The organism is Cellulomonas hominis, from assembly GCF_014201095.1.
In the GTDB taxonomy this organism is placed as follows: domain Bacteria; phylum Actinomycetota; class Actinomycetes; order Actinomycetales; family Cellulomonadaceae; genus Cellulomonas; species Cellulomonas hominis.
Genome location: NZ_JACHDN010000001.1, coordinates 1,509,506 through 1,530,721 on the forward strand (window position 1 = coordinate 1,509,506; position 21,216 = coordinate 1,530,721).

Sequence of the window (21,216 nt, forward strand, 5' to 3'; positions counted from 1 at the left end):
GGAGGACCCATGACCACGCCCGCCGCCCCCGTCGTCCGCGTCGAGCACCACCCCCAGCCCGCGCTGGGCATCGACGAGGCGCGCCCGCGGCTGTCCTGGTCCGTGGCGCACGCACCGGCGGCCTACCGGCAGGCGGCGGCGGAGGTCGCGTGGCGCGTCACCGCGCCGGACGGCACCGAGGTGGCCGCGGCGAGCTCCGTGCTCCCGACCGCCGACCAGGTGCTCGTGCCCTGGCCCGGCCCGGACCTCGAGCCCCGGCAGCGGGCCGTCGTGCGCGTGCGGACCCGGGACGTCGCGGGCGCCTGGGGGCCGTGGAGCGCCGAGGTGGTCGCCGAGCGCGGGCTCGCCGCAGCGGACTGGCGGGCTGCCCTCGTCGGCCCGGGGTACGCCGAGGGCTCCCGGGAGGAGCGCCGGGCGCCGCTGCTGCGCCACGAGTTCGACGTCGCGGGCGAGGTCCGCCACGCCCGCCTGCACGTCACGGCGCACGGGCTCGCCGAGGTGGAGCTCAACGGCGCGCGCGTGGGCGACCACGAGCTCGTGCCCGGCTGGACGCCGTACCACGACCGGCTCCGCACGGTCACCTACGACGTCACCGGGCTGGTCCGCGCGGGCCGGAACGCCGTCGGCGCCTGGCTCGCCGACGGCTGGTTCCGCGGCCGCTTCGGCTTCGAGGGCGGGACCTGGGACATCTACGGGACGCACGTCGGCCTGCTCGCCCAGCTCGAGGTCACCACCGCCGAGGGCACCACGGTCGTCGCGACGGGCGGCGACTGGCGCAGCGCGCCGGGGCCCCTCACGCGGGCGAGCCTGTACGACGGCGAGACGTTCGACGCCCGGCTGCTGCCGGCGGGGTGGTCCGGGCCGGGGTTCGACGACGGCGGCTGGCACCCGGTCGCGGTGCACCCCCTCGACCCCGCCGTGCTCGCCGCGCCCGACGGGCCGCCCGTGCGCTGCACCGCCGAGCTCGCCCCCGTGACCGTCACCCGGACCGGCCCGGGGTCCTACCTGCTCGACTTCGGCCAGAACCACTCGGGCCGGCTCCGGCTCCGCGTCCCGGAGGCGCCCGCGGGCACCGTCTTCCGGGCCCGGCACGCCGAGGTGCTCCAGGACGGGGCGCTGTACACCCGCACGCTGCGGGAGGCCGCGGCCACCGACGAGCTCGTGTCGGCCGGCGCGGCCCTGACCTGGGAGCCGCGCTTCACGGTGCACGGCTACCGCTACGCCGAGATCACCGGCTGGCCCGGGGAGCTGCGGCCCGGCGACGTCGTGTCCCGCGTGCTGCACTCCGACATGGACCGGACCGGCTGGTTCACGTCCTCCGACCCCGCGCTGGACCGGCTGCACGAGAACGTCGTCTGGAGCCTGCGGTCCAACTTCGTCGACATCCCGACCGACTGCCCGCAGCGCGACGAGCGGCTGGGGTGGACCGGCGACATCCAGGCGTTCGCCCCCACCGCCGCCTCCCTGTACGACGTGCACGGCTTCCTCGCCGACTGGTTCCGGACCCTCGCCTCCGAGCAGCGCCGGTTCGGGGGCACCGCGCCCGTCTACGCCCCGTGGATCCCCGGCGGGCGGTTCTGGCGCCCGGACCAGGACATCGCCGGCTGGGGCGACGCCGCCTCGCTCACCCCGCTGGCCCTGCACGAGCGGTCCGCCGACCGCGCGCTGCTCGAGCGGCAGTACGCGGGGGCGACGGCCTGGGTGGACAAGGTCGCCGCGCTCGCCGGGCCGACGCGCCTGTGGGACACCGGGCTCCAGCTCGGCGACTGGCTCGACCCGACCGCCCCGCCGGAGGACCCGCTGCAGGCCCGCACCGACCCCCACCTCGTCGCGACCGCCTACCTGGCCCGCTCGGCCTGGGCCGTCGCGCGCACCGCCGAAGTCATCGGGCGCGACGACGACGCCCGCCGCTACGACGCGCTCGCGGCCGAGGTGCGGGCCGCCTTCCGCGCGCGGTACCTCACCGACGACCCGCTGCACGACACGCAGACGGCGCACGCCCTGGCGATCGCGTTCGACCTGCTGCCCGACGACGCGGCGCGGCTGCGGGCGGGCCGGCGCCTGGCCGACCTGGTCCGCGCGGGCGGCGGCACCGTCGGGACCGGATTCGCCGGCACCCCGCTGGTCACCGACGCCCTGAGCGCGACCGGCCAGCTCGACGCCGCGTACGAGCTGCTCCTGGGCCGCACCTCGCCGTCCTGGCTCGCCATGGTCGACCTCGGCGCCACGACCATCTGGGAGCGGTGGGACAGCATGCTCCCCGACGGCACGGTGAACCCCGGCGAGATGACGTCGTTCAACCACTACGCGCTCGGGTCCGTGGCCGACTGGCTGCACCGGGTGGTGGGCGGGCTGGCGCCCGCGGCGCCGGGATACCGGCGGATCCGGGTGGCCCCGCGCCCGGGCGGCGGGCTGACGCACGCCACCGTCCGGCACCGCACGCCGTACGGCGAGGCGGCGGTGGCCTGGCGGGTGGACGGCGACGAGCTGCACGTGCGGTTCACGGTGCCCGTCGGGTCCGAGGCCGAGGTCGACGTGCCCGGCGCCGCGCCCCGCGTCGTCGGCCACGGCACGCACGAGCTGCGCGCGCCGCTGCTGGCGGGCGTCGCCGGCTGAGGCGCGGCCGGGCGGGGCCGGCGGGCCGCCCGGCGTCAGGCCGGCAGGGCGGGGGTGGACGCGCGCACGAGCAGGTGCGGCCGCAGGACGACCGCCTCGTGCCGGTGCTGCGCGGCGTCCCGCGCCTCGGCCACGACCAGCCGGGCGCCGTGCCGGCCCATCTCCGTGCCGGGCTGGGCCACCGTGGTGAGCGGCACCGGCAGGTCCCAGGCCGCCCGGTTGTCGTCGTAGCCCACGACCGCCACGTCCCCCGGCACGGCCAGACCCTCCGCGAGGAACGCCTGCAGGGCGCCCGCGGCGAGCAGGTCCGAGGCGGCCACGACGCCGTCGACCCGTCCGGCCCGGACGTCCGCGGCCAGACGGCGCCCGACCTCCCAGCCGTCGGCGCGGTTGATGGCGTCCGGCTGGTGCTCCGCCACGGCCACGAGCCCCGCCTCGGCCATGGCGCGCCGGAAGCCGGTGCGCCGGTCGTGCACGGGCCGCAGCACGTCCGGGCCGCCGACGAACACCAGCCGCCGGCGCCCGGCGTCCAGCAGGTGCCGGGTGGCGAGGTGCCCGCCGTGCTCGTTGTCCACGGCGACGCTGCAGAACCACGCCGCGGGGGCGGGGAAGTTCAGCAGGACCAGCGGCCGGTCCGACGAGCGCCCCCCGACGAGCGCCGCCATGTGCTCCTCGTCGCTCAGGGTGATCATGCTGCCGGCGACGCTCAGCTCCTCGAACAGCTCGAGGTTCCGGAGCTCCCGGCCGATCTCGTTCGCCCCGTCCGCGAGCAGGACGCTCATGCCGGCCCGCTCGGCCTCCTCGCCGGCGCCGCGCGCGATGTCGACGAACAGGGAGTTGCTCAGGTCGGTCATCGCCAGCCCGATCGCGGAGCTGCGGCCGCCCGCCAGCGAGCGCGCGAGCCGGTTCGGCCGGTAGGACAGCGCGCGCATCGCGTCCTCGACCCGGCTGCGCGTGACCTCGGTGACCCGCTCGGGGTGGTTGAGCACGTGGGACACGGTGCCCACCGACACGCCGGCGCGCGCGGCCACGTCCGCCATCGATGCGCGCCCCTCGACCGCGACGCCGCCGCCCGGCCCGCGTGCCTGTCGGCCCACACCCGCTCCCGTCGGTCCCGCCGGCCCCGCGGCCGGAGCCGGGACGCCCCGGCGCCCGCCACGGTAGCCGGTGCGCGGCGGGGCCGGGACCACACCGGCACCGCGCGGTGGGGTCGGGGTCAGCGGGTGTTCGCCCGGGTGTCCGTGGCCAGGGCGCGGAACGTGTCCGCGACCGGGGTGCGCACGCGGTCCAGGCCGCCGCGGCCGTCCTCGACCAGGTCCCACAGACCCATCGTCAGGAGGTGGTCGGACCGCGGGCCCGAGGCGTGCCTGTAGGTCCACTCGTACATGTCGAACACCGGCCACCACGTGTACCCGACGACCCGGTGCCCGACGGCCCGCAGCGCGCGGATCGCCGCGACGGACTCGTGCAGCCACGCGATGCGGTCGGCCCGCCCGGCGGTGACGGCGGTCTCGGTGAGCATGACGGGCGCCCCGTACCGGCGCTCGGCCTCGGTGAGCACCTCGACCAGCCCGGCCACCCCGGCGTCCTCGGTGGGCCGCGGGTCGGCGAAGCCGCCGCCGTGGTGCACGCCCTCCTCGAACACCTCGGTGGAGATGCGCGGGTAGTAGTTGACGCCCATGACGTCCGGCCGCACCGCCTGCTCGGCGAACCACGCGAGCGACGCGTCGTCCAGGCCGCCGCCGCGGAGCACGCCCAGCAGCGGGTGGCCCTCCCCGACGCGGCCCGTGACCAGGTCCTCGACGAGGTACGCCTGGTGCCGCAGCCGCTCGGCCCGGGCGCGGTGCTCGCCGTGCACGTCCCCCGAGTACCGCATCGAGGCGTCGACGTGCACGAACGTCGCTCGGTCGCCGAGCACCTCCGCGATGCCCTGCTGGGTGCGGACGAACCCCTCGCCGAGGCTGCGGACCATCGTGGTGAGCCCGGTGTCCCCGGTGAGGTACGGCGGCCAGTAGCCGTACACGCCGCAGAACAGCGCGTGGATCATCGGCTCGTTCACGGGCGTGTAGTCGGTGACGGTCTCCCCGTACCGCTCGGCGAACGCGACCGCGTACTCCGCGACCACCTTCGGGTAGTCGGGGTGCGCGAACTGCCGGTCCAGCCAGAGCGGGGTGCCGTAGTGCAGCAGGTCGACGACGGGCCGCAGCCCGAGCTCGCCGAACCGGTCGACCACCCGGTCCACCCACGACCAGTCCCACTGCCCCGGGGCGGGGCTGACCCGGTACCAGGGCACGCCCCAGCGCAGGAAGGTGGCCCCGGCGTCGACCGCGAGCTGCAGGTCGGAGGCGTACTTCGCGTAGTGGTCGGTCAGCTCGTACTCGTCGATCGCGCGCTCGCCGGGGCGGGTCTGCGGGACGAACGTGTCCTCGATGCCGAGGCCGAAGTGCAGCGCGCCGTCGTCGTACCAGCGCCGGTCCGGGGCCGTCACTTGAGCCCCGTGGTGGCGATCGACTCGATGAACCGCCGCTGCACGAACAGGAACGCGACGACCAGCGGCACGACCGCGACCAGCGCGCCGGCCATCATCACGCCGTAGGGCACGATGCCGCCGGGGCCCGTGAGCAGCGTCAGCCCGGAGGTGATGGTGCCCATCTCGCGCTGCGTGGTGAACACCAGCGGCCAGAGCAGGTCGTTCCAGTTGTTGACGAACACGAAGATCGCGAGCGTCATCAGCGCGGGCCGGGCGTTCGGCAGCACGATCTGCGTGAACACCCGCAGCTCGGACGCGCCGTCGATCCGCGCCGCGTTGTCGAGGTCCCGCGGCAGCGAGATGAAGAACTGCCGCAGGAAGAAGATCCCGAAGGCGTCGGCGGCGCGCGGCGCGATCAGGCCGGCGAACGTGTTGACCCAGCCCAGGTCGCTGACGATCTGGTAGACGGGGATGAGCGTGGCCTGGAACGGGATCATCAGCGTCGCGACGATCGCCACCAGCAGCGCCTTCCGGCCCGCGAAGTCGATCCGGGCGAGGGCGTAGGCGGCGAGCGAGTCGAACACCAGTGCGAACACGGTGACCCCGCCGGCGAACAGGAACGAGTTCGCGATGAGCCGGCCGAACGGCAGGTCGGCGAAGATCCGCTCGAAGTTCGCGGTGGTCCACGCGTCCGGCAGCAGCGTCGGCGGGAAGGCGTTCACCTCGGCCGTCGGCTTGAAGGCCGTGAACAGGACGATGGCGAGCGGCAGCAGCGCGACCAGCGTCGCGGCGACGACGGCGGCGGTGAGCAGCACGGTCGAGGGGCGCAGCCGGCGGCGCCGGGGCGCGGGCCGGGCGGCGACCCCCGGCAGGGTGACGGCGGACATCAGCGCTCCTCCTCGCGGCGGCCGAAGAACACGAACTGGACGAGGCTGAGCACGAGCGTGGCGAGCAGCAGCACGTAGGACAGGGCGGAGGCGAACCCGAGCTCGAGCTTGCGGAACCCGGACTCGTAGATCTCCATGACGACGGTCTGGGTGCTGCCGTACGGGCCGCCGCCGGTCATGACGTAGATCTGGTCGAACGCCTGCAGGGCCGCGATGAGCGCGAAGATCAGCACGAACGCGGTGGTGTTCGACAGCATCGGCAGCGTGATGTGCCGGAACCGGGACCAGGCGCCGGCGCCGTCCATCTTGGCGGCCTCGTACAGCGAGCCCGGGATGTCCTGGAGCCCGGCCAGGAAGATCACCATGTAGAACCCGAAGTTCTTCCACACGGCGACCAGCGCGACGGCCGGCATGGCGAGCGTCGGGTCCTGCAGCACGTTGCCGAGGTCGATCCCGAGGCCGCGCAGCCAGTAGTGCAGCAGCCCGACCTGCGGGTCGATGAGGTACGACCACGCCAGCGCGCCCACGGCGAGCGAGATGATGAACGGCAGGAACAGGGCCGTCCGGAACAGGCCGCGGAACGGCAGCCGCGGGTCGTTGAGCAGCAGGGCGAGGGCCAGCGCCACGATCACCGCGGTCGGGGTGAACAGCACCGCGTACAGCACGGTGTTGCCGACGGCGTCGAGGATGTCCGGGTCGGTGAAGATGCGGGTGTAGTTCTCCAGCCCGACCCACTCGGCCTGCCCGAAGCCGCTGGCGTCGGTGAAGGACATCTGCAGCGCCGAGATCATCGGCCAGACGACGAAGACGCCGAGGACCAGCAGCGCGGGTGCGAGGAACGCCAGGGCGGTGCGGGTGCGGCGGCGGCCGCCGCGCGGGGTGCGGGCGGGTGCCCGGCCGGCGCCGCGGCCGCCCAGGGGGGCGGGGGCGCGGTAGGCGCGCTTGCGCGAGCGGACTGCCTGCGCGGTGCTCATGGTGGGACCTCTCGGTGCGGGGGCCGGCCGCCGCCCCCCGTCAGGGGGTGCCGGGGGACGACGGCCGGCGCTCAGGTGCTCAGTCGTCCAGCGCGGCCTGGACGGCGGTCTGGGCCTCGGCCAGCAGCTCGTCGACCGGCTCGCCGGCCATCGCGCGCTGGGTCAGGTCGTCGACCGCGGTGAGCACGTCGGTGCTGTTCACGACGCCGGGCAGCAGCGGGCGGCCGAGCTCGGCCTGCTCGGTGAGCGCCGCGACCACGGGGTTCTCGTCGACCTCGTCCGTGGTCACGTCGGTGCGCAGGGGCGGCCAGCCGGAGCCGAGGGACCACGTGACGGCCTGCTCGTGCGCCAGGAAGTAGCGGAAGAACTCCTGCGCGGCCTCCTGCTGGGCCTGGTCGGCCTGCTCGGTGAGGGCCATGGCGACGCCGATCGCGGACGCGGCCTGGGTCTCGGGGCCGGCCGGGATCGGGGCGATGCCGTAGTCGATGCCGTTCTCCTCGGAGATCGACGCCATCCACGGACCGCCGATGTACATGCCGACGCGGCCGCTGGAGTACAGGCCGTCGCCCGCGATGCCGTCGACACCGGTGGGGCTGAGCTGCGTGGCGGCGATCGCGTCGTGCCAGAACTCGAGCGTCTCGGCGTTCTCCGGGGAGTCGATGACGGCCTCGCCGTCCTCCACGATCGCGCCGCCGTTGCCGTAGAACAGCGTCGGCCAGACGCCGTTGCCGACGGTCGCGTGGTCGGTCAGCACCAGGCCGTACTGCTCCGGCGTGCCGTCGCCGTCCTGGTCGACGGTCAGCGCCTCGGCGGCGGCGACCCACTCGTCCCAGGTGGTCGGGACCTCGACGCCGGCCTGGGCGAACAGGGCCTTGTTGTAGAACATCGTCAGCGGCACGAAGCCGGTGGGGACGCCGTACGCGGTGCCGTCCACGGTGACCATGTCGAGGGCGCCCTGGTTGAGGTCGGGCGTGGCCTCGTCGCCGGCGTAGAAGTCGTCCAGGTCGACGAACGCGCCGCGGTCGGCGTAGACCGGCAGACGCTCGGCGGGCATGGCGACGAGCTCGGGGCCGTTGTCGGCGGACAGGGCCGGCAGGAACGTGTCGTCGATGACGTCCCAGGGGTTGACCTCGGTGGTGATCGCGATCTCGCCGTCGTGCGCGGCGTTGAAGTCCTCGACGATCTGCTCGAGCACGTCGCCGTCGGCCTCGGTGTAGCCGTGCCAGAACGTCAGCTCGACCGGACCGTCCGAGCCGGACGAGGAGCCGCCACCGCCGGAGCACGCCGTGAGGGCGAGCATCAGGCAGACCGGGGCGGCCAGGAGTGCGGGTGTGCGCTTCATTGCGGATGACCTTTCGGTGCGTCTGCTCCCGGTACAACGTTGTAAGTCAACGTTGTAAGTGCGATGGTGCCGGGCGGCGCGGCGGGCTGTCAACCCCCGCGGTGCGGGCGGCGCGCGACCCCAGGTCAGCGGCGCGCCCGGCGGCCCCGGTCAGAGCGTCGTGGACTCCCGGACCACCAGCCGGAAGTCCGGGGCGATGACGCGCGGGGCGAGCTCGCCGGCCCGGCGGTCCGCGATCCGCTCCTGCAGGTACTCCACCGCCAGCCGCGCGACGTCGTGCCGCCCGGGCTCCACCGTGGTCAGGCTCGGGTAGGTGAACCGGCCGTCGGCCACGTCGTCGAAGCCCACGAGCGCCACGTCCTGCGGCACCCGGAGCCCGCGCTCCTGCAGCGAGCGCAGCGCCCCCAGCGCCAGGTCGTCGTTCATCGCGAACACCGCGTCCATGCGGGTGCCCGCGTCCAGCGCCGCGGCCATCGCCCGGGCGCCGTTCGGCCGGTCCCAGATCTCGATCGGCACGACGAGCGCGTCGTCCACCGGGATCCCGGCGGCCGCGAGCGCCGCCACGTACCCGGCGTGCCGCAGCCCGGCGACGCTGGTGGTCTCGCCGGCGTGCGCACCGAGCAGCAGCACCCGCCGCCGGCCGAGCCCGAGCAGGTGCTCGGTCGCCGCGCGCGCCGCCGCCTCGTGCTGCATCGTCACGTGGTCGACGGCGCCGGGGAACAGCGGCTCGCCCAGCACGACCAGCGGCGCGCCCGGGGCGGCGGCCCGGGCGTCCTCCTCGGTCAGGCCGAACGGGGCGAGCAGCAGGCCGTCGGTCAGCGACAGCCGCGGGCTGCGCAGCGCCTCGAGCTCCCGCTCCCGGTCGCCGCCGGTCTGCTCGACCAGCACGACCAGCCCGCGGGCGGCGGCGGTGTGGATGACGTCGTCGGCGAGCTGGGCGAAGAACGCCTGGCTCAGCTCGGGGACGGCCAGGCCGATCACGCCGCTGTGGCCCCGGCGCAGGTTCCGGGCGGACAGGTTCGGCCGGTAGCCGAGCTGCTCGACGGCCGCGAGCACCCGCGCGCGGGTCGCCTCCCGGACCTGCGGGTGGTCGTTGAGGACGTTGGAGACCGTCTTGAACGAGACCCCGGCGACCTCCGCGACGTCGCGGAGCGTGGGCGCCGGTCCCTCCCCTGCGTGCGCTGCCACGGTCGGAACCTTACAACGTTGAACCGGCGCGGCGGGGCCACTACGCTCGGCGCCAGCCGCCCTACAACGTTGGAGAGTCGCCGTGCCGATCCCGAACCCGATCGTCCTGCAGCGGGCCGACCCGTCCGTCCTCCGGCACGAGGGCACCTACTGGTTCACGGCCTCGCACCCGCAGTACGACCGCATCGTGCTGCGCCGGGCCGACCGCCTCGAGGACCTCCAGGCGGCCGAGGAGGTGACGATCTGGGAGCGGCACGCCGACGGGCCGCAGTCGCACCTCATCTGGGCGCCCGAGCTCCACCGCGTCGGCGACGCCTGGTACGTCTACTACGCCGCCGCCCCCGACGCGGTCGGCCGGGCCGACGCCCCCGGCGCCGCCGAGACGTTCAACCACCGGGTCTTCGTGCTGGAGAACACCGCCGCCGACCCGCTCGCCGGCGCCTGGACCGAGCGCGGTCAGGTCGACACCGGGTGGGAGTCGTTCGCGCTCGACGCCACGACGTTCGTCCTCGACGGCACGCAGTACCTGGTCTGGGCGCAGCAGGACGTCGCGGTCCGCGGGCACTCGAACCTCTACATCGCGCCGATGGCGGACCCGTGGACGCTGGCCGGGCCGGCGGTGCTGCTCAGCCGGCCGGAGCACGACTGGGAGGTCGCCGGGTTCTGGGTGAACGAGGGGCCGTCGGTGCTCGTCCGCGGGGGCCGGGTCTGGCTGACCTACTCCGGCGCGGCCACCGGGCCCGAGTACGCGATGGGCCTGCTCACCGCCGACGCCGGCGCCGACCTGCTCGACCCCGCGTCCTGGACCAAGAGCCCCGACCCGGTGTTCGTCAGCGACCCGGACGCCGGGCAGTACGGGCCGGGGCACAACTCGTTCACGGAGACCCCCGACGGCGAGGTCGTGCTCGTCTACCACGCCCGGACGTACACCCAGATCGAGGGCGACCCGCTGTGGGACCCGAACCGCCACGCGCGGGCGCAGGTGCTCCCGTTCGACGCGGCCGGCCGCCCCGTCTGGGGCCGTCCGGTCCCGGACACCCGCCCGGTCCCGGCGTCGACGACGCTCCTCCGCCCGGACGGCACCCCGCCGGACTAGCGCGCGTCGGCGGGGGCGTCCGGGTCCGGGAGGAGGGTGACCGCGGCGGCCAGGACGCCCAGGACCACCGCCGTCCGGGTGTGCGCCCAGCGGACGCCCGCGGCCGCGCGGGCCTCTCCGCGGCGGAAGATCCAGCGCTCGAGCGCCACCACGCCCGCCGCGGAGCCGGCGACGGCCACCGCCCCCGCGGCGACCACGGCGGTGCGGCCGCGAGCGGGTGTCGCCTCGAACGCCTCCCGCAGCGGCGGGTCGCCGCGATCGACCCGCGCGGCCTCGGCCGCGGCGCCGGCGCGGCGGGACTCCGGGAACGACCCGGCGGCCGCCACCAGGGACAGCCCGGCCTTCAGCCAGCCCCGCGCCGTGCGCGACCGCACGACGTCGGGGGTGGCGTAGTACGCGGCGGTCGCGGCGCCGGTGACGGCGGCGGCGAGCACGCGGGTGGCGGGCGGGGTGCTGGGCACGGGCGTCCCTCCGGGTGGGGTGCGGGTCGTCCGGTCCACCGTAGACGGCCGGGCGGCGGGCAGGTCGGCCAGCGACGCCGCCCGGCCCGCCGGTCACTCCCGGCGGAGGCGGCGGGCCGTCACCAGCACCACCCCGAGCAGCAGCACCCCGAGCGCGGCGAGCACGGCCCACCCGGCGTCCGACCCGGTGCGGGCGAGCTCCCCGGCCGGCGCCACGGAGGCGGCGGTGTCCGAGGCGGCGAGCACGTCGCTCCGGTAGCCCCGGCCGCCCGGGTCGACGACGGCGGTGTTCCGGACGGTCGCGCCGGGCGTGACCACCTCGGTGACGACCCGGACCGTGGCCTGCGACCCGGCCGCGAGCGGTCCGTCGTGGTCGCAGGTCACGCGCCGGCCGACGGCGGTGCAGGCGAAGCCGTCGCCCTCGGCGGACACGAACCGCAGGTCGTCGGCGAGGTCGTCGGTCACCGTGAACCCGCGCGACGCGTCGAGCGTGCCGGCGGCCAGCACCGTGACGTCCCAGGCGATCCGGCCGTCGGACCGGCCGGCCACGACCTTGCGGACCGCGAGCTGCATCGCGTCCGACGGGACGAACCCGAAGTCCAGCGTGCGGTCCTCCTGCCCGCCGACCAGGTCGGCGGACGCGACGGTCCACGTCGAGGAGTCGAGCCCCGGGTCGTCGCCCGCCCCGTCGAGGGTCGGCGCGTACTCCCGGAGCGCGTCCGCGGACGCCACGCGGTCGATCGTCACGACGTACCGGCCCGGGGGCAGGTCGCCGAACAGGTACCGGCCGTCCGCGTCGGTGGTCACCGGGCGGACCGGGCGGCCGTGCACGTCGACCACCTCGGTGCCGTCCGGGGAGGTCAGCCGCAGCACGACGCCGGGGATGCCGGGCTCGCCCGGGTCCTGGACGCCGTCGCGGTCCGTGTCGAGCCAGACCAGGTCGCCGACCTGGACGGCACGCTCCACGAGCCCGGCGTCCACGGTCGGGTCCACGTAGTCGGCGGCGACCCCGTCGCCCTCGACCGCCGGCCGCACCCGCGCCTCGCCGGCGCCGAGCCGGACCACGGCGGTCCACCCGGTCGACGGGTCGGCGTCGGAGTCCTCGGCGGCGTCGCCGGCGCCGGCCCGGGTGAACGCGTACCGCGCCGCCGCCGCGTCGTCCAGGACGAACCGCACGCGGTACTCCCCGGCCGGCAGCAGGTCGAAGGCGTACCGGCCGTCGGCGTCGGTCACCGTCGTGGCGATCGGCTCGTCGCCGCCGTCCGCCGGCAGCAGCTCGACGGTGACGCCCCCGAGCCCCGGCTCGCCCGCGCCCTGGCGGCCGTCCCGGTCCCGGTCGAGCCACACCCGGTCGCCGAGCGCGTACGTCCGGCTCACCGCGACGCCCGCCCGGTTCGGCTCGAGCGTCTCGTGCACCAGCCCCGTCGTCCCGACCGATTCGGTGCTGACGACCATCGTGTTCCAGGCCGGGGCGTCGACGTCCGCGGCGTCCCGGTCGTAGGCGGTCGCGGACCGGGTGCGGAAGGTGACGGTGACCGTCTCGCCCGGCTGCAGCAGGTCCGCGCCCAGGTCGACGTCCACCCGGAGCCCGCGGACCGCGGACAGGTCGTCGACGGCGGACGCGGGGGTCCACGCGTCGGCCGCGCAGCCGTCGCCGTACGGGTCGGCGGACCGCGGGTCGCCGGTGAACCGGCACGTCGCGTCGCCCACCAGGTACGACACCGCGGAGGTGCCGCCGGCGGGCACGCCGGCCACCGTGAGGTCGCCCAGGTACTCGGGCGCCCACACGCTGCCGCGGGCGCTGGTGCTCTGCGACCGCGACGTCCCGGTGTCGCCCGGGTGCGGCAGCACGTCGACCAGCGAGATCGCCGCCGTCGGCAGGTTGCCGGTGTTCGTCACCCGCAGCCGCCAGGTCTCGGTGCCGCCGGGGGCGGTGCGGACCAGGCACGGGTTCCGGTAGAAGCCGTCGGCGGAGGTGCAGTCGCCGCCGACCGTGCTGAGCACGCCGGTCGGCTCCTGGCCGGGGGCGAGGTCCTCCGCGACGTCCTTGACCCGCAGGTACGTGGCCATCGCGACGACGTCGACCGCGGCCGTGGCCGTGCGCTCGAGGCCACCGGCCGCCGTGAGCTCGAACCGGTTGACCAGCTGCGCGCCCGCGGGCGTGCCGGGCCGGACCGCGAGCGGGACCGTCACGAGCACCCGCTCCCCGGGCAGCAGCCGCGTGCCCTCGGGGAACGTCACCCGCAGCCCGTCGCCGTCGGCCGTCACGGTCGGCTCGACGCCGGCGGCCGCGGCGGTCGCGGGCGTCACCTGCACCGTCGCCGCGCCGTACGCGTCCGGGTCGTAGACCAGCAGCGCCCCCGCGGCGTCGGCCGGCAGCACGTCGGTGAGCACGGGGTCGACCAGCGGCGCGGTGCCGGTGCTGGTCGCGGTCAGGGTGAACGGGATGACCGCCCCGGGGCCGGTCGTCGTGGTGACGGGCGACTTGGTCACGGTCGCGTCGACCTGCCCGTCGAGCACGGTGTACGGCGCGGTGACCGGGTCCAGGACCACCGGCGCGGGCGTGTGCTCGCCGCGGACGGTCCCGGTCAGCACGTTGGTCACCGTCCCGGCGGGCACCTCGGCGCCCGTGCTGCGCAGCGTGCTGCGCGGGGACAGGGTGAACAGCGCGGTCGGTCCCTCGAAGCCGCCCACGGCGCGGTTCTCGAACCACCGCCCGGCGGGCGCGGTGAACGTCACCCGCACGCCGGCGACGGCGGTGCGGTCCACGCCGTCCGGGAGCGCCGCGGCGCCCTCGGGCAGCGCCGGCTTGGCGGCGGCCGTCCCGGGCCGGAGCTCGGAGGTCACCGCCGGGGTCCACTCGCCGGCGACGAGGTACTCGACGGCGGCGGTCCACCCGGTGCCGTCGGCCTCGGTGATGCCCGTCAGCGCCTGGAGGCCGACCAGGTCGACCGCGTCCCAGAACTCGGGCGTCACGTCCTCGAGGACGTACTGCGCGGGCCGGCTGACGGCGGCGTCGCTCGTGCGCCGGGCGCTCAGCGCGAGCCGCACCGTCCGCTCCTCGGCCGCGTAGCGCATGACCGTCGACGGCGACACCGACTTGGCGAGCGCGCCGTCGAGCGGCTGCAGCGCCTCCGGGTAGAGCACCGTGTCCGCGCGGGCCGCGTCGTCCGGGGTGCCCGGGCCGAGGTCGCCGCGCAGGGTGTTGACCAGCGTGGTCGACGCCGGGGCGTCCGCCGTGCCGGTGATCGGCGAGCCGGACCGGGTGGCCTGCCGGAGCTCGGTGGCCGCGACGACGGTCAGCGTCGCGCCGTCCGGGAGGGTGCCGTCCGCGCGCGCCTCCACCTGGGTGACGTCGGCGAGGTCGGCGCGGGTGAGCGCCGCGACGGCCGCCGTCGAGGTGAGGGTGTGCCGCACGGTGCCGTCGGCGTCCCGCAGCACGACGCGCAGCGACGTGGTGCCGGCGGGGGCGGTCACGGTCAGCCCGGTGAGGTCGACGTGGTCGAACGCGTTCGCCGCGACCTGCGGGTCGGGGTCGACCAGGCGCAGCGTGCCGACCGGGATGCCCGTGACGTTCTGCACGCGCATCGTCAGCCGGTTCGCGGGGCGGTCGCCGTCCGCGGCGTCCGCGTTGCCGACGCCGATCAGCGCCGCCGCGTCCCGCCACGACTTGCTGGCGTCGACCTGGCGGATGTCCACCGGCGTCGTGCCGGGACCCGGGGTGACCTGGGTGCCCGCGCCGGACGTGCCGGTGAGGCCCGCGCCGTCCCCGGTGCCCTCGCCCGTCGTGGTGGCCGTGTTGGCGAGCGGCGTGCCCGGCGCGCGCTCCTCGGTCAGCCGCAGCACCAGCGCGACCACCGGCGCGAACGAGCCGTCGGTCGGCAGGGTGCCGTCCGGGGCCTCCGGCGTGTAGACGACGCGCACGCCGTCGGTGCCGGCCGGGACCGCGAGGTCGAGCAGCGCGGTCGCGTCGGCGGTCGGCCCGGCGACGGACTGCCACGTCCCGCCGACCCGGACCAGCACCTCGGCCCGCGAGCCGCCCGGGACCGCCACGGAGCCGAGCCGGTCGAGGGCGGCCGCGTCCCACAGGGTCGAGTCCGGGCCGGCGACGTCCTCGACCACCAGGCGCCCGACCGGGACGGTGGTGTCCGCGGAGATCCGGCCGGTCAGCCGGGCGACGAGCTCCTGCCCGACGGCGCCGGTGACCTGCTCGCCGTTCGCCTGCTGGGTGAGCGTCTTGCTGGTCGTGGTGACGACCTGGCGCGGCACGACCGTGAGGGTGGCGGTCGCCGTCCGCTCGGCGGCGGGGGTGCCGTCCGCGGCGGTGCCGCCGACGGCGACCTCGTTCGCGTAGCCCCGCGTGGTCGGCCAGGCCGGGTCGGTGGCCGCGCGCAGCGGCAGCACGGCGCGCGCACCGGGCGGCATCGCGCCGCGGTAGGTGACGGTCAGGCCGGTCACCGTCGCCCCGGCGGGGACGGCGGGCCAGGCGACCGCCCCGCCCGCGGCGGGGGCCGGGACCGTGACCTCGAGCGGCAGGCCGGGGCCGTCGCCGGTCAGGCGGACCACGGCGTCGACCGCGCCCTGCGGCCAGTCCGCCGCGGCGCCCGTGCCGGTGCCGTCGACGCCGAGGCCGAGCACGCCGAGCAGCCCGTCGGCGGTGGAGCCGAACGGCTCCGTGCCGCTGGCCGGCTCGCGCAGCGTGAGGTCCCGGAGCGTCGTGTTGGAGGAGTTGGTGGCGGTCAGCCGGACCACCGGCTCCGCGCCCGCGACCACCTGGGCCTGGGTGCGGTTCTCGAACGTCTTGCCGGCGGTGACCTCGACGGTCACCGGGTTGATCTGCAGCTCGGCGGAGGCCGTGGCGTCCGCGTCGCCCGACGGGGTGCGCACCGCGCCCGCCGCCGTGTTGGGCACGCGGGTGACGGCGTCGCGCGGGGCGGTGCCGTTCTGGCCGACGACCACGGCCAGCGACCCGGCGGCCCCGGGCTCGATCGCGGCCGTGCCGTCGGCGCCGGCGAACCGGGCGACGACGCCGGTCACCGCCGCCAGGTCCACCCCGGAGGCGTCGACCGCCTCGCCCGGGGCGAACGGACCGAGCGTGGTGGTGCCGGTGGCGGTGACCAGGTCCACCGTCAGCGTGGTCGCACCGGCGGGCGCGGTCCAGGGGCCGAACCCGCGCAGCTCGACGGGCGTCCCGGGGCCGAACGCCGCGGGGGTGCCGGCGGCGGGGTCCGTGAGGGACAGGTCGGTCGCCGGCACCGGCGAGCGGTTCGTGACGCCCAGCGCCAGGGTCGTGTCCGCGGCGTCGCCGGCGACCTGGTCGGCCGGGGACCAGGACTTCGTCACGCCGACGGCGGGCTGCACCGGGACGACGATCGCGAGGGACGCGTCGTCGGACGCCGGGTCGGCGTTCGAGCCGGTCACGTCCGCGGTGTTCACCACGGTGCTGCCGTCCCAGGACAGCGGCAGGCCGGCCGGGAGCGTCGTCTGCAGCAGCACGGACACGCTCTGCCCGGCGGCCAGGCCCAGCGCGCCGGGACGGCCGGCGTCGGACTCCCGGAACGCCACCCGCACCGCGCGGTCCTGGACCGACACGTCGGCGGTCCCGGTGCGCTGGCCCTGCACGGACACGTCGCCGGCCTCGAGCAGGAACGGCGCCGGCACCAGGTCGTCGAGCACGACGTCGGCGCACATGGTCACGATGGACTCGCAGGTGACGTCGATCGCCCACGTCACCCGGTCACCCGGTCGCGCCGTCGCCGCCGACACGCTCTTCGCGACGCTGAGCACCGCGCGCGGCTCGTCCGCCGCCCGCGCCCCGGCGGGCGCGCCCGCCACCGCCGCGACCAGGGCGAGCACCACCACGAGCGCCAGCGCCCACCCGCGCGACCACCATCCGGCCCGCCCCGCGGCGAGCACTGCACCTTGCCTGTTCTGCACGACGTCCCTCGTTCGTTCCCGGCTGACGGCAGGCCCGGCACGGGTCCTGCCGCCCGGGACGACCGAGGACGGCGGCGGTCATGACGCGAGAATCTCGACCGGAATGTCGGATTCATCCTTTTGGGTGGGTGCACCCACCCCGACGGCCGAGGGGCCTCTCGGGCGTGCCTAGGGTGGGGGGATCGCTGCAGCTCAGCGGCGAGTCCCCAGGAGGCGAAGCGTCGTCGTGCTGTCCGCGGCAGAGTTGTCCGACACCGAGCTGGCCCAGCGGGTCCGCGACGGCGACCGCGAGGTCTACGGGGAGCTGTGGCACCGGCACGCCGACGCCGGCCGGGCCGCCGCCCGCCGGGTCACCGACCGGTTCGACGCCGACGACCTCGTCCAGGAGGCCTTCGCGCGGATCCTCGAGACCCTGGGATCCGGGAACGGCCCGCAGGGCGCGTTCCGGCCGTACCTGTACGCCACCATCGACCGGGTCGCCGCGACCTGGGCCACCCGGACGACCCCGACGGTCCCCCTGGACGAGGTCCCCGAGCCGTCCGAGCACCCCGACCACGTCGCGCGCATCGCCGAGGGCGGGCTGCTCGGGCGCGCGTACGCGTCGCTGCCGCCGGAGTGGGCGGAGGTGCTCTGGTACACCGAGCTCGAGGAGATGGGGCCGCCGAGGTCGGCTCGCTCCTCGGGCTCGCGCCGGCGTCCGCGTCGGCGCTCGCGTACCGCGCCCGCGAGGGGCTGCGCCGGGCGTGGCTGCAGGCGCACGTCACGCAGCTGCCCGAGCGCCCGCGCTGCCGCTGGGTGGCCGAGCGGGTGGGTGCGTACCACCGCGGGGCGCTGTCCGACCGGGTGCGGCGGCGGTTCGAGACGCACGTCGACGGCTGCGCGGACTGCCCGGTGCTCGTGGCCGAGGTGGGGGACGACGCGGACATCCTCGTGCGGGCGCGGCTGCGGGCCGTGCTGTGGCCCGCCGTCCTGGGGGCGGCGGCGCTGCCGGGGGCCGGGGCGGGGATCGCGGCCGGGGCACCGCCGGCCCGGGGAGTCCGCCGGCTCGGCCGGGGGCGCCGGGCGAGCGCCGCCGCGGCCGCCGCCGCCCTCGTGCTGGCGGTCGGCGGCGTCGCCGCGCTGGCGGCGCTGACCGGCAGATCGGGGGACCCCGCCCCGGTCGCGGCCGAGCCCGCCGACCCGGCCGCGGGCGCGACCACCGCGGACCCGCCCGCGAGCCCCGTCGAGCGGGCGGAGCCGGACCTGCCGCCCGCCGTCGAGGACGCAGCGGACGACCCCGAGCACGTCCCCGCCGACGTGCCGCGCCGCCCGTCGGCCCCGCCCGGGCCCGTCGACGCCGCGGCGCCGCTCGTGCTCGTCGACGACCCCGTCGTGGTCGAGCCCGGCGCGCCGGCCGACCCGGGCCCACCCGTCGACCCGGGCGACGACGGGGACGACGACGGCGATCCGGTCGTCGCCCCGCCGGTCGTCACCGACGTGCTCGCCGAGCCGCACCACCTCCCCGCCCTGTCCGGCACCGCGACCCCCGGGGCCGAGGTCCGGGTGCGGTTCGCGGACGGCGCGCTCGCCGGCTGGGTCACCGCGGACGAGTCGGGCGCGTGGCGGGTCGCGGTGGTCGCCGACGTCGTCGCCGGCGACCCGGTCGGTCTCGCCGTCACCCAGACCGTCGACGGCGTCACGTCCGCGGTCGCCGGGCCGTTCGGGCCGTTCACCCCCGAGGTCCCCGTCGTCCTGTTCCCGCTCGAGGGGAGCACGCCGACCCTCGTGGCGCTGGACGGCGACGGCCGGGCGGACGACCTCGAGGTGCGGTTCCAGGGCGAACCGGGGCTGCTCGTGCAGGCCGCCGTCGACGGGGTGAGCACCGGCCGGACGCACGAGCTCGGCACCGCCCCGCTGGTGCGCGTCGTGCACGACCTGGCGCCGGGTCCGCACACGTTCGCGGTCCGCTACGCCGACCCCGCACGCGGCCTGGTCGGCGCCTGGGCGGTCGTGGCCTTCACGGTCGGCTGACCGTCAGCCGACCGGGACTCAGCCGACCGGGACCCAGCCGCCCGCCGCTCAGCCGCCCGCCGCCAGCGGCAGCCGCCGCACGCTGCGGAACCGCCGCTCGGTCCCGTCCACCGGGTCCGGGAACGCCAGCTCCCCCGCCAGCAGCTGCAGCGGCCGGGTGAAGTCGTCCACCGTGACGTCCCGGACCTCCGGGTAGAGCGGGTCGTCCACGATCGGGATGCCGAGCCCGAGCAGGTGCAGCCGCAGCTGGTGCGTCCGGCCCGTGCGCGGCGTCAGCCGGTACACCCCGCGGCCGCCGACCGCCCGCTCCAGCTCCACGCGGGTCTCCGCGTTCACCGGCGCGCCGGGCACCACCGCGGCCTGCCAGGTCCCGCGCTCCTTGTGGATGTGGTTCCGCACGTCGACCGGCAGCTCCAGGTCCGCCCGCAGCGGCGCGAGCGCCCAGTACGTCTTGCGCACCGCACGCCGCTCGAACGCCGTCTGGTACGCCCCGCGCCACCGCGCCTCGGTCGCCAGCATGAGCAGCCCCGACGTCACCCGGTCCAGCCGGTGCAGCGGCGACAGCTCCGGCAGCCCGAGCTCCTCCCGCAGCCGCACCACGACGCTCTGCCGCACGTGCCGCCCGCGCGGGATCGAGGACAGGAACGGCGGCTTGTCGACCACCACCAGCCGCTCGTCCCGGTGCACGACGTGGATCTCGCCCGGGACCTCCGGCTCGTCCCGCAGGTCCCGGTGGAACCAGACGAACCGGTGCGGGGCGTACGGGTCGTCCTCGCGCACCGGCCGGCCGTCCTCGCCGACGAACCGCTCCTGCGCGAGCATCCCGGCGACGTCCACGTGCTCGGGCAGCCGGTCCCGCAGCCAGGCGCCCATCGTCGTCCACGCCACGGGCCGCGCGCGGTCCCGGTCGGGCGTGCGCACCCACGCCGCGCCGAGCCCGTGGCGGGGCGGGAGCGGGGACCGGGGCGGCACCTGCCAAGGCTAGGTGCACGAGAGGGCAGTACCCGGGCGTCCGGAGACGCGCAGACCCCGACCGCTGCCTTCTCGTCGGCCCACGAACCGTGTGTGGACCCGGAGGGACCGGTTGTGCGGATCGGACCCCGCCGGGCGCGCGGAGCGGGTTTCCTGGCCCCGGCCCGGAGGCCGTTCTCCGGCGCCGACGAAGGAGGACGTCGGATGTTCCGCACCGCCCGGGGCGCGTGGCGCCGGTTCGAGCAGTCCCGTCCGGCGACGGCCGAGTTCGTGCTGTTCAGCCTGATCAGCATGGGCATGACGGTCCTGCAGCTGGCGCTGATGCCCGTGCTCAAGTGGGTCCTCGGGATGACCGCGCTCGTGGAGACGACGTTCCAGGTCCTGCCGGTCAGCACCAACGCCGACGGCAGCACCTACTTCATCTTCGACTACGCGGCGGGGGCGCTCCCCGCGGGCGGCGGAGGGCTCGCCTACTTCCTCGCGGTGCAGATCACGCTGCTGGTCGCGCAGGTCGTCAACTTCTTCCTGCAGCGGAACGTCACGTTCAAGTCGAGCTCCAACGTGTGGCGCGCGGCCGCCTGGTACGCCGTCGCCTACGTCCTCATCACGTTCGCGGCCGCGTGGGTGCAGGGCTTCTACAAGGACCCGATCTACCAGTGGATGATCGGCCGCTGGGGCGCGACCGGCGAGGCCGGGGCCGACGTCGTGACGATGATCATCAACGCGCTGATCTCGTTCGTCGTCTTCTTCCCGATCCTCAAGATCATCTTCCGCAAGGAGGCGGCGGGCGCGACCGAGGAGCGGGTGCCGGCGTCCGCGACGGCCTGACGCCGGCGCCCGCGACCGGGCACGGCCGACCGCCGGACGGCGCGCGAGCCCGCCCGGGAGGGTCGGCCGGTGCTCAGAACTCGTCGAGCGCCAGCAGGTTGTCGGTCCAGGACCCGTCCGCGCAGGTCCGCAGGTGCGCGGTCCCGAACGCCGGGTGCACCGTGGTCACCCGCTGCTCGGTCCCGTTCGACCCCACGAAGGCGCGCCCGCCCTCCTTGTCGATCCACTTCACGACGGCCGCGCTCGAGCTCACCCCCTCGCCGTGGTCCTCGCGGCTGGTCCAGCGCACATCCGTGATGTGCTCGTGGTCCCGGATCCCGTCCGACAGGCGGATGTGGGTGATGCGGATGCTCATGGCACGTCTCCTCGACGACCGGTGCGGCGCGACGCTGCGCCCGGCTCAGCATCGCAGCCGCGCCCCGGCCGCCGGGAGGG

At 76.3% G+C, this 21,216-nt stretch carries 14 protein-coding genes and 1 pseudogene; 5 read left to right on the top strand and 10 right to left on the bottom strand.

The window, feature by feature from the left end; translation table 11 throughout:
* Nucleotides 1-9 precede the first annotated feature (9 nt).
* The gene (locus tag HNR08_RS07170) at nucleotides 10-2,616 is read left to right on the top strand and encodes a glycoside hydrolase family 78 protein (protein WP_146837038.1); all 2,607 of its coding nucleotides are present in this window, start codon (nucleotides 10-12) and stop codon (nucleotides 2,614-2,616) included.
* 35 nt (nucleotides 2,617-2,651) lie between these two features.
* Here the strand turns inward: HNR08_RS07170 and HNR08_RS07175 are convergent, their stop codons facing one another.
* The 6 genes from HNR08_RS07175 to HNR08_RS07200 form a co-directional block, all read right to left on the bottom strand.
* A complete protein-coding gene (locus tag HNR08_RS07175; RefSeq protein WP_146837035.1) occupies nucleotides 2,652-3,656 on the bottom strand; it encodes a LacI family DNA-binding transcriptional regulator in 1,005 nt (334 codons plus the stop codon).
* Nucleotides 3,657-3,832: 176 nt separating this feature from the next.
* Complete coding sequence (locus HNR08_RS07180; protein ID WP_146836977.1) at nucleotides 3,833-5,104, bottom strand: family 1 glycosylhydrolase; 1,272 nt, start codon at nucleotides 5,102-5,104, stop codon at nucleotides 3,833-3,835.
* Nucleotides 5,101-5,973 carry a carbohydrate ABC transporter permease gene (locus tag HNR08_RS07185; RefSeq protein WP_146836980.1) on the bottom strand — a complete coding sequence of 291 codons (873 nt, stop codon included), beginning with the start codon at nucleotides 5,971-5,973 and terminating at the stop codon, nucleotides 5,101-5,103. The genes HNR08_RS07180 and HNR08_RS07185 overlap by 4 nt, the downstream gene beginning before the upstream one ends.
* The gene (locus HNR08_RS07190) at nucleotides 5,973-6,947 is read right to left on the bottom strand and encodes a carbohydrate ABC transporter permease (RefSeq protein WP_146836983.1); all 975 of its coding nucleotides are present in this window, start codon (nucleotides 6,945-6,947) and stop codon (nucleotides 5,973-5,975) included. Before HNR08_RS07190 ends, HNR08_RS07185 begins: the two co-directional genes overlap by 1 nt.
* A 79-nt stretch (nucleotides 6,948-7,026) precedes the next feature.
* Entirely contained in the window at nucleotides 7,027-8,289 is a 1,263-nt protein-coding gene (locus tag HNR08_RS07195) for an ABC transporter substrate-binding protein (RefSeq protein ID WP_146836986.1), read from the bottom strand.
* Between the two features lie 150 nt (nucleotides 8,290-8,439).
* Nucleotides 8,440-9,477: a LacI family DNA-binding transcriptional regulator gene (locus HNR08_RS07200; protein WP_146836989.1), complete on the bottom strand. Its 1,038-nt coding sequence runs from the start codon at nucleotides 9,475-9,477 to the stop codon at nucleotides 8,440-8,442.
* A gap of 82 nt (nucleotides 9,478-9,559) precedes the next feature.
* On the opposite strand from HNR08_RS07200, the gene HNR08_RS07205 reads away from it, so the two are divergent.
* A complete protein-coding gene (locus HNR08_RS07205; RefSeq protein ID WP_146836992.1) occupies nucleotides 9,560-10,573 on the top strand; it encodes a glycoside hydrolase family 43 protein in 1,014 nt (337 codons plus the stop codon).
* Here HNR08_RS07205 and HNR08_RS07210 read toward each other — a convergent pair.
* Complete coding sequence (locus HNR08_RS07210; RefSeq protein ID WP_221286322.1) at nucleotides 10,570-11,034, bottom strand: hypothetical protein; 465 nt, start codon at nucleotides 11,032-11,034, stop codon at nucleotides 10,570-10,572. The genes HNR08_RS07205 and HNR08_RS07210 overlap by 4 nt on opposite strands.
* 93 nt (nucleotides 11,035-11,127) lie before the next feature.
* Nucleotides 11,128-16,971: an SdrD B-like domain-containing protein gene (locus HNR08_RS07215; RefSeq protein ID WP_183834903.1), complete on the bottom strand. Its 5,844-nt coding sequence runs from the start codon at nucleotides 16,969-16,971 to the stop codon at nucleotides 11,128-11,130.
* Nucleotides 16,972-17,197: 226 nt separating this feature from the next.
* Between HNR08_RS07215 and HNR08_RS22880 the strand changes: the two are divergent.
* Both HNR08_RS22880 and HNR08_RS21610 read left to right on the top strand, forming a co-directional pair.
* Nucleotides 17,198-17,455: pseudogene (locus HNR08_RS22880) on the top strand (RNA polymerase sigma factor); the annotation flags it as partial.
* A 131-nt stretch (nucleotides 17,456-17,586) separates the two neighbouring features.
* Nucleotides 17,587-18,981 (top strand): zf-HC2 domain-containing protein, encoded by a 1,395-nt coding sequence (locus HNR08_RS21610; protein WP_246803048.1) that lies wholly within the window; start codon nucleotides 17,587-17,589, stop codon nucleotides 18,979-18,981.
* 48 nt (nucleotides 18,982-19,029) lie between these two features.
* Here HNR08_RS21610 and HNR08_RS07225 read toward each other — a convergent pair whose 3' ends face one another.
* Nucleotides 19,030-19,953, bottom strand: coding sequence for a pseudouridine synthase (locus tag HNR08_RS07225; protein WP_146837004.1), 924 nt, complete (start codon nucleotides 19,951-19,953; stop codon nucleotides 19,030-19,032).
* 204 nt (nucleotides 19,954-20,157) lie between these two features.
* On the opposite strand from HNR08_RS07225, the gene HNR08_RS07230 reads away from it, so the two are divergent.
* On the top strand, nucleotides 20,158-20,781 hold the full coding sequence (locus HNR08_RS07230) for a hypothetical protein (protein ID WP_146837007.1): 624 nt from the start codon (nucleotides 20,158-20,160) through the stop codon (nucleotides 20,779-20,781).
* 73 nt (nucleotides 20,782-20,854) lie between these two features.
* On the opposite strand, the gene HNR08_RS07235 is transcribed toward HNR08_RS07230, so the two are convergent.
* Nucleotides 20,855-21,136, bottom strand: coding sequence for a DUF3892 domain-containing protein (locus HNR08_RS07235; RefSeq protein WP_146837010.1), 282 nt, complete (start codon nucleotides 21,134-21,136; stop codon nucleotides 20,855-20,857).
* Nucleotides 21,137-21,216 lie beyond the last annotated feature (80 nt).